General features: G+C 64.8%; 11 protein-coding genes. 4 read left to right on the forward strand and 7 right to left on the reverse strand.

Annotated features, from left to right (window positions below; all coding sequences use genetic code 11):
- Positions 1-16: 16 nt before the first annotated feature.
- From LGT36_RS06645 to LGT36_RS06655, 3 genes are all read right to left on the reverse strand, one after another.
- Entirely contained in the window at positions 17-2,299 is a 2,283-nt protein-coding gene (locus tag LGT36_RS06645) for a bifunctional diguanylate cyclase/phosphodiesterase (RefSeq protein WP_226096619.1), read from the reverse strand.
- Positions 2,284-4,836, reverse strand: coding sequence for a DNA translocase FtsK (locus LGT36_RS06650; protein WP_226096618.1), 2,553 nt, complete (start codon positions 4,834-4,836; stop codon positions 2,284-2,286). Before LGT36_RS06650 ends, LGT36_RS06645 begins: the two co-directional genes overlap by 16 nt.
- Before the next feature lie 227 nt (positions 4,837-5,063).
- Positions 5,064-6,068 carry a LacI family DNA-binding transcriptional regulator gene (locus LGT36_RS06655; protein WP_226096635.1) on the reverse strand — a complete coding sequence of 335 codons (1,005 nt, stop codon included), beginning with the start codon at positions 6,066-6,068 and terminating at the stop codon, positions 5,064-5,066.
- Between the two features lie 252 nt (positions 6,069-6,320).
- On the opposite strand from LGT36_RS06655, the gene LGT36_RS06660 reads away from it, so the two are divergent.
- The 4 genes from LGT36_RS06660 to LGT36_RS06675 are packed head-to-tail and all read left to right on the forward strand — an operon-like array spanning position 6,321 to position 11,418.
- Entirely contained in the window at positions 6,321-7,583 is a 1,263-nt protein-coding gene (locus LGT36_RS06660) for an extracellular solute-binding protein (protein ID WP_226096617.1), read from the forward strand.
- Between the two features lie 48 nt (positions 7,584-7,631).
- On the forward strand, positions 7,632-8,621 hold the full coding sequence (locus LGT36_RS06665; protein ID WP_226096616.1) for a carbohydrate ABC transporter permease: 990 nt from the start codon (positions 7,632-7,634) through the stop codon (positions 8,619-8,621).
- 53 nt (positions 8,622-8,674) lie between these two features.
- Positions 8,675-9,436 carry a carbohydrate ABC transporter permease gene (locus LGT36_RS06670; RefSeq protein ID WP_226096634.1) on the forward strand — a complete coding sequence of 254 codons (762 nt, stop codon included), beginning with the start codon at positions 8,675-8,677 and terminating at the stop codon, positions 9,434-9,436.
- Between the two features lie 29 nt (positions 9,437-9,465).
- Entirely contained in the window at positions 9,466-11,418 is a 1,953-nt protein-coding gene (locus LGT36_RS06675; protein ID WP_370634338.1) for a glycoside hydrolase family 127 protein, read from the forward strand.
- A 41-nt stretch (positions 11,419-11,459) separates the two neighbouring features.
- Here LGT36_RS06675 and LGT36_RS06680 read toward each other — a convergent pair whose 3' ends face one another.
- The 4 genes from LGT36_RS06680 to LGT36_RS06695 form a co-directional block, all read right to left on the reverse strand.
- Complete coding sequence (locus LGT36_RS06680) at positions 11,460-11,831, reverse strand: PASTA domain-containing protein (protein ID WP_226094852.1); 372 nt, start codon at positions 11,829-11,831, stop codon at positions 11,460-11,462.
- A gap of 21 nt (positions 11,832-11,852) precedes the next feature.
- On the reverse strand, positions 11,853-13,535 hold the full coding sequence (locus LGT36_RS06685) for a ribonuclease J (RefSeq protein WP_226094854.1): 1,683 nt from the start codon (positions 13,533-13,535) through the stop codon (positions 11,853-11,855).
- Positions 13,532-14,416: a 4-hydroxy-tetrahydrodipicolinate synthase gene (dapA, locus tag LGT36_RS06690; RefSeq protein ID WP_226094858.1), complete on the reverse strand. Its 885-nt coding sequence runs from the start codon at positions 14,414-14,416 to the stop codon at positions 13,532-13,534. Before dapA ends, LGT36_RS06685 begins: the two co-directional genes overlap by 4 nt.
- A gap of 215 nt (positions 14,417-14,631) precedes the next feature.
- Complete coding sequence (locus LGT36_RS06695) at positions 14,632-14,961, reverse strand: cupin domain-containing protein (RefSeq protein ID WP_226094637.1); 330 nt, start codon at positions 14,959-14,961, stop codon at positions 14,632-14,634.
- Positions 14,962-15,073: the final 112 nt, after the last annotated feature.

Here is a 15,073-nt window from a genome sequence, read left to right on the forward strand (position 1 = left end):
GCTCGCGCGCGCGCCGTTACAGATGCGGCGTGTGCAACGGAGGAAGGTCGAAGGGGTTGTCGTGCTCTTGCGGGCGCGGGTCGATCAGGCTGGCCGTGAACTCCATCCCGAGTCCAAGCACTGCGGCGGCTGGCTGGGCAACGCCAAAGAGCCAGCCCTGGCCGTATCGCCAACCGCAGCGCACGAGGAACTCGGCTTGCGACTCGGTCTCAATACCTTCCGCGATCGTCGCGAGGCCGAGTTCGCGCGCCAACGCCCCGAGCGCTCTCGATACACGGGCGCCTGCGGGGTCCTCAGGAATGCCAGCAACGAAAGACATATCCAGCTTCACCCCTGACACCGGCAAATCGCGCAAGTAACTGAGCGGTGAGACGCCAGTGCCGAAGTCGTCGAGCAAGATGGGAACCCCTGCGTTGCGCAGTTCCGTCAGTTCGTGACGAATCCGCGTGTTGGGGGCGACGAGCGACGCTTCCGTCAGCTCCACCACGAGACGCTGAGGGCTCAAGTGATGGGCGGCGATCGCGCCGAGCACCGACGTGGCGAATTCGCTATCGCCCAACTGGTCGGCGGAGACGTTGAGCGAGACCCAGGTGGCTGGGGACGGGCACTGAGTGAGGAACACAGCCGCCTGCTCCACCAGCGCCGTTCCGAGCTGGGTGGCGAGTTTGCGGTCATCGAGCAGTCCAAGGAACGCCCCAGGCAACAGCAGTCCCCTCGTGGGGTGCTGCCAACGGACGAGCGCCTCGTAGCCGACCACCGTGCGGGTCTCGAGTTCCATCACTGGTTGGTAATGGAGCACCAGGTCGCCGCGTTCAATCGCCCGCGCGAGCTCTCCCGCGAGCGCGCTCTGGTTCTCGCTCGTCGCGCGCATTGAGGGTTCGTAGACTTCAGTGCGCGACTTGCCCAGCGCCTTCGCGCGATACATCGCGGCGTCTGCGGCGCTGAGCAGGCTCGGCGCTCCGCCCTCGATCGTGTCGTCGTCAGCAATAGCGATGCCCACCGAGGCATGCAAGTTCAGTTGGTGACGCTTCACCTGCAGCGGCCTCTTCAAACCCACGTGGATCGCCGAGGCGATCTCGTAGAGGGCCTTCGAGGCATCGGCATCCTGGACCACGATCACGAATTCGTCGCCGCCGATGCGTGCCACCGTGCCCCGCCCAGCCGTCGCCGAGCGCAGCACTCCTGCGACGTGAACCAGCGCGTTGTCGCCCGTGGCGTGACCGAAGCGGTCGTTGAGCCCTTTGAAACCGTCGAGGTCGACGGCAATGACGCCGACGCGTTGCGTCGCGTCTGGCTGCTCGAGGACGCGCTGCAACACGTCCTGCATGAGGGTCCTGTTGGCAAGCCCCGTCAGGGGGTCGTGCATCGCGCGGTGTGCCATCAGTTCGGAGTTCAGGCGGTCATCTGTTGAGTCCCGCACTTGGACGACGTAGTGGTCGGGGGCGCCGCCCGCGTAGCGCACGAGTGCCACGTCCACGACGGCCCACACCACGTTGCCGTCGGCACGCACGTAGCGCTTCTCCAGGGTGAAGCGGCTCTGAAGGCCCTCGTAAAGGCGCTGAAGCTGCTCTCTCTCCGCTTGCAGGTCATGGGGGTGCGACAGTGCACTGAAGGGGGTCCCGCGCAGCGCGGACACGGTGGAGCCCATGAGTTCGGCGAAGGCTCGGTTGACCTCCATGAGGCGCCACTCAAGGTCGACGAGCGCCATACCTACTGGCGCATTCTCCATGGCGCGGCGGAACTGCGTCTCTTCTCGACTGAGCGCCTCGGCCGCTTCTTGGAGACCTGTCGTATCCATGAGTGTCGTGACCGTGGCGGGAGCGCCGCCCACAGCGTCGGCGACGGTACGACAGCTGACCTGCAACCACCTCAAGTCGTCCTGCCCTCGTCGGCCAGGTACTCCAAGGATGCGCGGACGCACGTCGTCGCGACCGGGAGCGAAGGCCTCGTGCGCCAAGACGGGGCGCATGTGTTCGTCCACTCCCTTGAAGGGCAAGCGGCCCAACGGCTTACCGATCGCGGCGGCTCTGTCGACGCCGATCATCTGAGCCGCCATGTCGGTGAGCACCACGATCTCACCCGTCTGCGCGGTGATCAGCACGCCGTCGCGTGCGGAAGACAGGATGGCCTCAAACTGGCGGCGGAGGCTCCGTTCGCGCTTGACCGCCTCGTCCCTTGCGCGCCGTGCCTTGCCCGACCTCACGAATGAGAAGAAAGCGAGGGCAAAACCCACGAGGACAAGCGAAGCCGCACCAGCAGCCACGGTTGGCTGCTGGAGTAGCTCTACGAGTCCTCCCACGGTGGTTCCTCGGATTCGCTAGTGGTGGTGCCCCTCACCGTATCCGAGGAGGCGCCTCGCAGAATAGCCAGTGTGGAGGCCAATTCGTCTGGAGTGACGAAAACCTCACGCGCCTTTGAGCCTTGAGAGGGACCGACGATTTCGCGGCTTTCGAGAAGATCCATCAGGCGCCCCGCCTTGGCGAAGCCGACCCGCAGCTTGCGCTGCAGCATCGATGTGGAGCCGAGCTGCGTCGTAATGACCAGCTCGGCGGCTGCGAGCAGGTCGTCGAGGTCGTCGCCGATGTCTTCTGCCACCTTGGCCTGGTTGCCTGCCACCACCACGTCGTCCCTGAACTGCGGCTGGGCCTGCGTCTTGACGTGCTCGACCGCAGCGTGAATCTCCGACTCGGTGACCCAAGCCCCTTGGACGCGCATGGGCTTTGACTCTCCCATCGGCAGGAACAGGGCATCTCCCTGGCCAATCAACTTCTCCGCGCCGGGCATGTCGAGCACGACGCGCGAGTCGGCGAGCGACGACGTGGCGAACGCGAGCCGCGAAGGCACGTTGGCCTTGATGGTGCCTGTCACGATGTCGACGGACGGCCGCTGAGTGGCGAGCACCAAGTGGATGCCTGCGGCGCGCGCCAATTGCGTGATGCGCTGAATCGAGTCGTCGACGTCTCGGGGCGCGACCATCATGAGGTCTGCCAGTTCGTCGACAATGACCAAGAGGTATGGATAGGTCGTGATCCTGCGCTCGGAGCCTGGAAGCGGCTTAACCTTGCCAGCGCGCACAGCCTTGTTGAAGTCGTCGATGTGCTTGTAGCCGAACATCGCCAGGTCGTCGTACCTGGTATCCATCTCCTTCACGACCCACTCGAGGGCTTGAGCGGCCTTCTTGGGGTCGGTGATGATGGGCGTGATGAGGTGAGGGATGCCCTCGTAGATGCTCAGTTCCACCCGCTTGGGGTCCACGAGCACCATGCGCACCTCTTGAGGCGTGGCGCGCATGAGGATCGAGGTGATCATGGAGTTCACGAAGGACGACTTACCTGCACCCGTCGCTCCAGCGACGAGCAGGTGAGGCATCTTGGCGAGGTTCGCCATGACGTATCCGCCCTCGACGTCCTTGCCGATGCCGATCGCCATGGGGTGGTCATTCTTGAACGCCACAGGGGATCGCAGCACGTCGCCCAGCGACACCGTCTCGCGGTCGGTGTTGGGAATCTCGATGCCGATCGCCATCTTGCCGGGGATGGGCGACAGGATGCGGATGTCTGGGCTGGCCACGGCGTAAGCGATGTTCTTGGACAGTTGCGTGATCTTCTCGACCTTGACGCCCTGGCCCAACTCGACCTCGTAACGCGTCACTGTCGGACCACGCATGAACCCTGTCACGGTCGCGTCGACGCCAAACTGGTTGAGCACGCTCGTGAGCGACTCGACCACGCGATCGTTGGCGCTGGAACGGGTCTTGTGGGGCGCACCCTTCGCGAGCACCTCGAGCGCCGGCAACACGTAAGGGTTGGAGTTCTCCAACTGTCCTTGCTCCCCTACCGGCACCACGGTGGTGGGAGGAGCGGTGCGTTCAATCCTGGTGGTGACCTGCGCGTCGGCCGCGTCCAAGGCATCCAGTTCGGGATCCCCTGTGGGCGCGTACGGGGAGACGACGCCGTGGCTGGGCATCACGTGTCGAGGCGAACCATCGAGCGGCGTTGGCACGGTGGGATCCTCTTGAGTGGGTCCCTCCTCACGCAGCACTGTCGTCGGATTCACGAGGTTGTCGAACTCACTGTGTTCGCGGGACGCCGCAGAGGCGAAGGCCTCATCAGCCTCATAGCCGCCGTCAAGTCGCCGACGCTTCGCATCGGCTGCCCTTTGTCGCAGGCTTCCCCTCTTCTTTGGCTCGAGGGTGCCGTGCTCTGGAAGGTCAAGGTCTTGATCCTCGTCATCGTCGCCGACTGCGCGACCGGAAGCCAGCCGCCTAGCCAGTTGGACTGCGGCGGCCACGACCTCTCGTAGCGGCTTCCCAATGATGAACAACGTGAATGCGATGGCGAGCAGCACCAACACGGTGACGGCGAGCGGCGCCGTCAAGAGTTGCGCGAGCGGCGTGCCGACAAGGAATCCCAGGATGCCCCCCGCCTCTTGAACAGGAACCAGACCGTCGGACGGCGACGGCGCATCGTTGGCAATGTGAATGATGCCGCCGACCGCGAGCGCCAGGAGCACCGATCCGAATACGATCCTGTAGTTGGCGTCGCCCTCTTGAGGAGCGCGGAACAGGCGCACAGCCATCGCCACGAGCAACAGAGGTAGCACCAGCGCCATCACTCCGAAGGTGCCTGCGGCGACGCGGTGCAATGCGTGGCCAAACCAGTTGTCGAGTTGGAACCATTCACTCGCCGACACCAGGATCGCGAGGATGATGAGGAATAGGGCCAGCCCGTCACGCCGCACGTCTTGCGGGACGTCCCGAGCTCCCTGCCCCATGCGGCGAACGCCGCCGCCCACCATGCGCGCCGAGCCAGAGCCGAGGCCCTTGAGTGCGCGCACTGGCCACGGTGGTGGCTGTGGCTTGCGCGAGCGCGAGGCGGGGCGCGAATTGGATCGTGCTGGGGCGCGACCGCGCGACGTTGACTGCGAGCGGGTGCGCGTGGGACGAGACTGAGCCATAGTGCCCCCAGGCTACGTCGGCACACTCACATTGAGGTGGAGCCACGGCGGGCGGTGCTCACACCCGGCCCCCCGCGGGGCACTCACGCATCCATGCCCGCCCCGCTCTACACACTCGCGGTTGACTCCCTCGGCACCACGCGCACCGGCAAACGGTTCACTCCCGGATGGGAAGCGCCACCAATCGCGGTCGACAACGCCCTCGCGGCGGCCCTGCCCAGCTCCTGCAACTGCATGTCGATTGAACTGAGCGGAGGTCGCGCCGACTGAGCAAGGATGTCCCAGTTGTCCATCCCGATCACGGCGACGTCCTCTGGAACGCGCAGCCCTGCCTCGCGCAGGTAGTCAAGGACGCCTCGAGCGATCTGATCGCTCGCAGCGACGATGCCATCGAGGCGCCTGCCAGAAGCGAGCAGGGTCGCGGCGCACTGGCGGCCCCAACTCTCCGTCCACTGGCCATAGAGCCCGTCTGATCCCTCGAGGGTGAGGCCTCTATCGGCCATGGCGTCCCTCGCGCCCGCCGCCCTGTCTGTCGCCGCCGAGTAGGACGGCTCACCATTGATGAGGGCAATCGAGGTGCGCCCCCTATCGAGCAAATGCTCCACGGCGAGGCGCCCAGCCATGTAGTTGTCGGGGGTGAAAGACGTGTCGTCAGGGGAGTCGGAAGGAGCGTACGCGTACACGACGGGAACGGGTATGCCCGCCGTAATGGACGGCCGGGGGTTGGTCGTGCGCCCCAAGACAACGATGCCGTCGACTCGACGCGCAAGAAGCGTTCTCAGGTGGTGTTGCTCGCGGACAGCATCGCCTCTCGCGTCGCACAGCAAGACCGACGTGGCGCCAGCCCCAAAGGCGTCCTCAGCGCCCAGTAGCACCGGCAGCACGAAGCGGTTGTCCAGATCGCTCGACAGCATGCCAATGGTTCCGGTGCGGCGCTCGTTGAGTGCCTTAGCGAAGGGATTCGGAGTGAAGTTGAGAGTCTGCGCGGCTGCGAAGACGCGCTCGCGAGTCGACGCCCTGACCTGATCGCGCCCGTTAAGCGCCTTCGAGGCCGTCGCGATCGACACGCCTGCGAGCTTTGCCACATCGTTGAGCGTGACAGCCACGCGCATCACCTCTTTTCGTTTTCGGTGCGTTTCAGTCGGGAGTTACGCTCATATTGAAGCACGAAACGCCGAGAAAAGAAGTGTTTGACGAAAATACCGAAAGCGCTTAGCGTCGCTGTGCAACCTCGTTTGGTGGCGAGCGCTGCGCTTCGAAGGACAAGCGCAGCACCGCACACTGAAGTGCGTCGACGGACGAGGTGGCACCCCGAGCGCGGGTGCTAGACACAGCGATGCGCGACACGTTCAAGGAGGAACACAGTGACGACCAATCACCACCTGGCGACCCGCATCGGGATCGCCTTCACGGGCTTGACTCTTGTGGGAGTGCTGGCCGGCTGCTCCAGCGATCCTGCTGACCCAACGGTCACATCGGACGAAACGACCGCAGCAGAAACCGGGGGCACCTACACCCTGTGGGACCCGTACCCCGACCGCGACGACCAGAGCACGTGGGCACAAGCCATCGACGCTTGCGCCGCGGAACTCGGCATCACCATTGACCGCAACAGCGGCAACACCGGCGACACGGTCAAGGACCTCACCACCGCAGCTTCCAACCTCCCCGACATCGCAATGGTGGACAACCCCAAGGTGTCCACTCTTGCCGACGCAGGCCTGCTGACGACGGCGGGCGAGAACGGCCTGGATGTGTCAAACATCCAGGAGAACATTCTCAGTGCAGGCGAGATCGACGGTGAGGTGTACGGCGTGCCCGTCGGAGCGAACACGCTCGGGCTTTACTACAACCCCGAGGTACTGGCCGACGCTGGTGTAGACATCGCCTCGGTGACGGACTACGCGTCGCTCACTGCAGCCTTGCAGCAAGTCGTCGACGCAGGCCACAAGGGCATCACCTTCTCAGCCGTCGGCACCGAGGAGGGGACGTTCCAATTCCTTCCCTGGTTCTGGGGTGCAGGGGCGGACTTGCGCGAACTCGATGCGCCTGAGTCTGTGGCGGCCTTGACGTTGTGGACCGACTGGGTCTCCAGCGGTCTTGCTCCGCAATCGGTGCTGACGAACACGCAGGGCACCAGTTGGGACGAGTTCCTGACCGGCGAGTACGCCTTCGCGGAGAACGGTTCCTGGTTCCAGGGCGCGGCCGACGAGGCTGGCTACGACGTCATCCAGATCCCCGCGATGGACGGCGGCTCGGCCCCAGCTCCAACCGGCGGCGAGTTCATGTCCATCCCTGTCCAAAGCGACACGTCTCGGTACGCCACGTCGGCACAAATTGTGGAGTGCTTGGCCGACGGATCGGCCGGAGCCACCGCGCTTGGCTACGTCGCTCCGACGGCAGAGGGTTCCCAGGCGCAAGCGGCGGAGAACACTGCGGGAGCGACCGACTTCTGGGTCCAGGCAGTTGGGGACGCCAAGCCCCGCACGGCTGACAACCTTGGAGTTGCGTACCCGATCATCTCCGAGCAGTTGTATACCGCCATCCAGGTCGCACTGAGCGGCGGCGCTACGCCAGAAGAGGCTCTTGCGGAGGCACAGGCAGAGGCGGACTCGAGGATCAACTAACCTCCTCGCGTCCACATCACCAGCCTTACGTCCGTCAAGGAGCACGTCATGAAGACGAGTACGACTCACAGACACGGTGGTGTCGAGCGTCACGGCGTGCAGGAGGGGGCGGCCTCGGTCGCCCCCTCCCCCGCGCCGAAGGCGGCGCGCCGCGCCGCCGCCCGCCGACAAGTCACAGCGTGGGCCTTTCTCGCGCCGATCGTCATCTACTTGATTCTGTTCTACGCCTACCCGCTGTACACCAACCTTGACCTCAGCTTCCGCGACTACACCCTGCGGTCGTTCATCAGCGGCGAGGCGGAGTGGGCTGGCTGGGAGAACTACCGCCAAGTCCTGTCTGACAACACGTTCCGTACGGCTTTGTCGAACACCTTCGTGTTCACCGGGGTGTCGCTGCTTTTTCAGTACGCCATCGGTCTTGCGCTGGCGGTCTTCTTCTATCGCAAGTTCCCGTTATCGTCGACGCTTCGCGCGCTGTTCCTGGTCCCGTGGCTCTTGCCTTTGCTCGTGTCAGCCTCCACCTGGGCATGGATGCTCAACAGCGAGTCAGGCATCGTCAATGCGGCGTTGTCGTGGATCGGCGTCGACCCCGTCTTCTGGTTGACATCGCCCGACTGGTCGCTCGTCGCGGTGCTCATCACCAACATCTGGATCGGCATCCCGTTCAACCTCGTCTTGCTGTACGCCGGACTCCAGTCCATCCCCACCGAGTTGTATGAAGCATCGTCCATTGACGGTGCGGGACCGTGGCGCAACTTCTGGTCCATCACGTTCCCGCTCCTGCGGCCCGTGAGCGCGATCACATTGCTTCTTGGGCTCGTCTACACGCTCAAGGTGTTCGACATCATCTGGGTCATGACGCGTGGCGGACCAGGCGACTCGTCAGCGACCCTCGCGATCTGGTCATACCGGCTCGGGTTTGGCGGCGGCTCGCCCCAACTGAGCCCGGCGGCCGCCGTGGCGAACATCCTCATCCTTATTGCGTTCGCCTTCGGACTCTTCTACGTTCGCGCGCAACGAAAGGCCCTCAGCCAGTGAAAACGCCACGCAAGCTCGGCACCACCATCATCGGCGTCGTGTTGACAGCGATCATGCTTTTCCCGCTGTACTGGATGGTCAACGTGTCGCTCACGCCGCCCGACCGCCTGCGCGCGGACCCGCCGTCGCTCTTTCCGCTGCACCCGACGTTCAGCGGTTACTCGCAAGTGCTTGAGCAGCAGTTCCCCTACCTGGGAACGAGCCTCGTCGTGGGTCTTGGCACGGTGTTACTCACGCTCGTCATTGCCGCGCCTGCTGGGTATGCACTCGCACAATTGCGCCCCGCGGGCGGTGCAGCGCTGAACTTCGTGCTCCTGATCGCTCAGATGATCCCGGGGATCATCATGGCGATGGGCTTCTACATCCTGTTCAACAATTGGGGTGTCCTCGACACGATCCCCGGACTCATCGTCGCCGATTCGACCCTGGCCGTACCTTTCGGCGTCCTCATCTTCACGGCGTTCATGATCGGGATTCCTCGCGAACTGATCCAGGCCGCGCAGATCGATGGCGCGGGCGCATGGCGGACCTTCCGGTCGATCGTGCTGCCGATGAGCCGCAACTCGGTGGTGTCCGTCTCGCTCTTCACCTTCTTGTGGTCCTGGTCAGACTTCCTGTTCGCTTCGACGCTCAACAGGGGCGGCGAACACCAGCCGATCACCATCGGCATCTTCCGGTACATCGGCAACAACACTCAGGACTGGAACGCGATCATGGCGACCGCCGTCGTCGCGTCTGTGCCAGCCGCCGTCCTGCTCGTCATCGCTCAGCGCTACGTCGCTGCCGGTGTCACTTCTGGCGCCCTCAAAGACTGATATCGATCACCATGGCAAAGGATTCCTCCGTGACCCACCCCTCCGTCCTGCGCGACGCCCGCTCCGGATCGTCAGCACGCCAACTCGGCGGGCCCGTCGTGCCCCGCTCGGGTGCGCTGACGCCCCTATCGCCCAGCGAACTGACAATGACGGGCGGCTTTTGGTACGACCTGCAACGCCTCAACGCTGCAGCCATCATTCCCCATTGCCTCACGTGGGTGGAGAGCGCCGGATGGCTCAGCAACTTTGATCGCGCGGCTGACGGCACACTAGGCGGCGAACACGCCGGGATCGAGTTTGTCGATTCGGAGGTGTACAAGCTCCTTGAGGCGATGGCGTGGGAGATCGGTTCGAGGGGCGACAGCGAACTCGCTGAGACGTATCACTCTCTGGTTCGACGCGTGGCGGCCGCTCAGGAGCACGACGGCTATCTCCACACGTCATTTGGGCGTCCGGGGCAACCGGCCCGCTTCAGCAACCTGGAGTGGGGCCACGAGTTGTACTGCTTCGGCCACTTGCTCCAGGCGGCGGTCGCGAGGCTTCGTACCGGATACGACGACCAGCTGCCGGCCGTCGGGCGCCGCCTCGCCAACTTCCTCGTCGTCGAGTTTGGCGACGACGGTCGCAAGGCCATCGGCGGGCATCCCGAGATCGAGGTGGCGCTGGCGGAATTCGGCCGCGCCACCGGCACCGAGGCCTACATCGACTTGGCAGCGACGCTCGTCGAGCGACGCGGCCACGGACTCTTGAAGCCCATCGAGTATGGCCAGGACTACTTTCAAGATGACAGGCCGGTGAGGTCGGGGCACGTGCTCACCGGCCACGCAGTGCGCGCGCTGTACCTCGCCGCTGGCGCTCTCGATGTAGGACAGGAGCGCGGGGATGAAGAGCTGATCTTGGCGGTCGAGAGCCAATATGCGGCCACGCTCGCACGGCGCACCTACATCACTGGCGCAATGGGTTCCCACCACCGCGACGAGGCATTCGGAGAGGACTTCGAACTCCCTCATGACCGCGCCTATGCGGAGACGTGCGCCGCCATCGGTTCCGTGATGGTCAGTTGGCGACTCCTCCTGAAGTCAGGGGCCGCCCGGTACGGCGACGTAATGGAGCGCACGCTGTTCAACGCGGTACTCGCGAGTCCGCGGGCGGATGGCCGGGCGTTCTTCTACTCGAACACCCTGCATCAACGCGCTCCTGGCGTCCCGCCCCACGAGGACGTCACCAGCCCGCGCGCCCAATCGAGCATGCGCGCCCCATGGTTCGACGTCTCGTGCTGCCCCACAAATGTCGCCCGCACCCTCGCATCAGCGCACTTGTATTTTGTGACTCGCACCGGCACAGGAATGCAGATCCACCAGTTTGCGAACCTCTCGGCCAGGTGCGAGTTGGACGACGGTGTGCTCGCGGTCCAAGTGGACACCGCGTACCCCTACGAAGGCCGTGTCACCGTGACCGTGGCCGCAGCGCCGCCCACGCCCATCGAGCTCGCGCTGCGTATCCCCGCGTGGGCTCAGGATGGCGCCGCATGGTCCACGGACAATCCTGGTCTAGTTGCCGAGATAGAAGGCGGCTACGTGCGTCTGCGTGGCGTCGCCAATCCCGGCGATCGCGTCACCCTTGATCTGCCTGTCACGCCTCGCGTGGTCCGCCCTGACCCTCGCATTGACGACGTACGGGGCCAGGTTGCGATTGAGCGCGGGCCCCTCGTGCTCGCACTCGAGTCGGTCGACCTGCCGTCGGGTGCTGACACGGAGTCAGTCGAGGTCGACCTAGGGGTTCCCGTCGAACTCACTCCCACGGGCGCGAGGGTCGCTCTTCGTCGGCGCCGCGATGGGGATGAGCCCTGGCCCTACTCCGAGTCTGCAGCGACCGCTTCCGGCCATGACGAGACCTTCGTCGCCGACCTGATCCCCTACCGCGATTGGGCGAATAGGGGCCCCTCGACCATGCGGATCTTCATGCCGGTGACTTCGGAGTAACCCAGCCGCAACTCGAACCGATCGCGGGGCCGCTCGTCTTGTCAGCCCGCCTCTTCCTCGTGCCCGCCCGTGATTTCAAACTCCTCGCCCTCGAACTCGTACGTGAGCGTCAGGTCCTGCCATCGGAACAACCGGTCGCCACCGTTGGGCCACTGGTCGATGACGATGCCGTAGACGCCGTCGGCCTCGAAGGGGATTCCCGCCTCGTTGAGTTCCTTGACCGCGCCGTGGACGTTCATCCCTTCCACATCGGGAACCTCAACCGATCGACTCGCGTTCAGGAGCCACACCATCGCCACCAACAAGACCGCGATGCCCGCAAGGCGGAGCGCGACATCACGCCGGTCGCGCGTCCGATCCCAGGCGCGGCGGAATCGCTCCGCCCGCTCTTGGAGCGCAGTCCATTGCGGCATCCGTACTCCCCCTCAAGCTGCTTACGCGTCGATGACGATGGGCACGATCATCGGCCTGCGGCGCAACTTGGTGCCCACAAACCGACCCACCACCCTGCGCATGACCTGCTGCAACTGGTGGTTGTCCACCGAACCAGACTTCGCGGCCTCTTCCAGCGCCTTCTTCAGCTCTGGCATGATCGCTTCGAACACGCCGTCGTCTTCGGCGATACCCCTCGCGTGAATGTCGGGCCCCGACAACACGCGCCCATTCGACGAGTCCATCACCACAAAGACCGAGACAAACCCCTCGTCGGCGAGGATGCGGCGATCCTTGAGCTCAGCGTCGGTGACCTCGCCCACCGAGGAACCGTCGACGTACATGTTGTGGAACTCGACGGCGCCGACCACGTTGGCCTTGCCGTTCTTCATGTCGATCACCACGCCGTTCTCGGCGAACATGACCCGCTCGCGAGGCACGCCCGTCTTGATGGCGAGGTTGCCGTTCGCGAGCAGGTGACGCACCTCACCGTGAATCGGCATGACGTTCTTGGGGCGCAGGATGTTGTAGCAATACAGAAGCTCTCCAGCAGAGGCGTGCCCCGACACGTGAACCCGCGCGGCGCCTTGGTGAATCACCGTGGCGCCCCTGCGCATCAGGCCATTGATCACGCGGAACACCGCGTTCTCATTGCCAGGAATGAGCGACGACGCGAGGATCACCAGGTCGCCCTTGCCCACCTCAACCTTGTGGTCTCCATTGGCCATCCGGCTGAGCGCCGCCATGGGTTCGCCCTGGGAGCCGGTCGACATATAGACGACCTTCTCGGCAGGCATCTGGTCCGCCTTCTTGGGGTCGACCAGAATGCCATCGGGAACCGTGAGGTAGCCCATCTCGGCGGCGATGTTCATGTTGCGCACCATCGAGCGCCCCACAAAGGCGACGCGGCGTCCATGGCGATGCGCCGTGTCGATCACCTGCTGAACGCGGTGCACGTGGCTCGCGAAAGAAGCCACGACGACGCGGCCGGTTGCGCTCGCGAAGAGCCGGTCGAGCGTCGGCCCAATCTCCACCTCTGACGTGGTGAAGCCGGGGTTCTCGGCGTTGGTGGAGTCCACCTGGAACAGGTCGACGCCCTCCTCGCCAAAGCGCGCGAAGGCGCGCAGATCGGTGATGCGGCCGTCGAGCGGCAACTGGTCCATCTTGAAGTCGCCGGTGTTGAGAAGGGTGCCAGCTGACGTGCGCACAAACACGGCGAGACCGTCGGGAATCGAGTGGTTCACCGCGACGAACTCGAGATCGAAGGCGTTGAGTTGCTCTCGCTGTCCCTCCTTCACGGCAAGGGTGACTGGGGTGATCCTGTGCTCGGCGAGCTTCGCTTCAAGGAACGCCAGCGTCAATTGCGAACCGATGATCGGGATGTCTTGGCGCATACGCAGCAAGAACGGCACCGCGCCGATGTGGTCCTCGTGGCCGTGCGTGAGCACCACGGCCTCGATGTCGTCCAAGCGGTCCTCGAGGTAGCTGAGGTCGGGCAACACCAGGTCGACTCCTGGCTGGTTCTCCTCAGGGAAAAGCACGCCACAGTCGATGATGAGCAGCTTGCCGTTGAGCTCGATGACGTGCATGTTGCGGCCCACCTCTCCCAGTCCCCCGAGCGCGACCATGCGCAAGGTGTCGGGAGCAAGCGGCGGCGGGGTGGGAAGTTCGGGGTGAAAGTTCATGGAGTCATTCCTGCGGCCTCCAGGGCCACTGTCAGGGCAACGTATTCGGCGTCGCTGTCGGGCAGGAGCGGCAGGCGCATGGCCCTGCTCGGTATGACTCCTGCCCAGTGCATGGCGGACTTGGCGTGTGTAGCGCCAGGCCCATTGAAGATGGCGGCGTGCACGGGCAAGAGCGCCTCGTGGATGCGCTCGGCCTCGGCAGTGTCACCGGCGTTGAAGGCCGCGATCATGGCGGCAATCTCGCGTGATGCGATGTGCGAGGAGACGGAGACGACGCCGACCGCGCCTGCGCGCAAGAAGTCGAGAGTCAGGGGGTCGTCACCTGAATACCAGGCGAGTCCGGAACGCTCGATACGCTCTTTGGCGGCGTTGGCGTTGCCGGTGGCGTCCTTCACTGCCACGACGCGGTCGTGGCCCGACAATTCATCGAGCGCCCAGTCGGACATGGCGACGGCAGTGCGGCCGGGGATGTCGTAAATCATGACGGGCAGGCTGGTCGCGCCAAGAATGGCGCGGATGTGCGCGACCACCCCCGCCTGCGTCGGCTTGGAGTAGTACGGCGTCAAGGCAAGGATGCCGTCGGCGCCATTCTCTTCGCCCTGTTCTGCCATCCGCACGGCGTGGGCGGTGTCGTTCGAACCGGCGCCTGTCAGGATCGTGATGTCAGGTCCGACCGCCTCGCGGACCGCTCGCAGCAGGTCGACCTTTTCAGGAGCGTGCGTCGTGGGCGCCTCCCCCGTGGTGCCTGACAGCACGAGGCCGTCGCAACCGCGTGAGACGAGGTACTTGGCGAGGCGTTGAGAAGACGCGAGGTCGATGGCGCCGCCGTCGTGCATTGGCGTCACCATGGCTGTCAGCACGGTGCCAAAGGGCGTGGTCATACCGCCTAACCTACCGCGTCGGCGTGTCGCTGCGGTGTGTCTGGAGACCCATCGGCCCACGTTCACGGTGAGTGCACCGGTTCGATCGCGGTGGTCAGTTCTGACCGGGGAACCAGGCGGCACGCCGCACTGGCCGCCTCGCGACCGCGTGGTGCGCCCTCCCGCGGTCAGCACTGTTCACAGCGACGACGCTGTGGCCGGGCGTTGCCTGGCTGCTATGCCTTCGCGACCGACAGGATCACCACGGCATCGGTGAGCGCCGAAAGCCCGTGACGCAGCGGCGGGATCTCGATGAGGCTTCCTTCGGCCAGCGTCACCGACTCTCCGCCGGCATGAAACTCGATCTGGCCCTGGAGCACCATCAACGTCGCCTCGCCTGGGCTCTCGTGGTCCTGGAGCGTAGCGCCGGCCGCGAGCGCGATGAGATTCTTGCGAAGCGTGGTGGTGTGGTCACCAACGATGCTGGTGGAACTGCGTCCGTTGGAGGCCACATGGGCGGCGGCCAGGTGCTCGGTGGCCAAGGCATTGAGGTCGAGGGCTTGCATGTGGCTCCTTGTCGGGGGGACTGCGAGGTGGGCACAGCCGCGGGGACTGCGAGGTGGGCGCAGCCGCGGGGACTGCGAGAACTCCTTCTCCCACGCTACCGCTCGCTCGGGC

This window comes from Demequina sp. TMPB413, from assembly GCF_020447105.2.
Classification (GTDB): Bacteria; Actinomycetota; Actinomycetes; order Actinomycetales; family Demequinaceae; genus Demequina.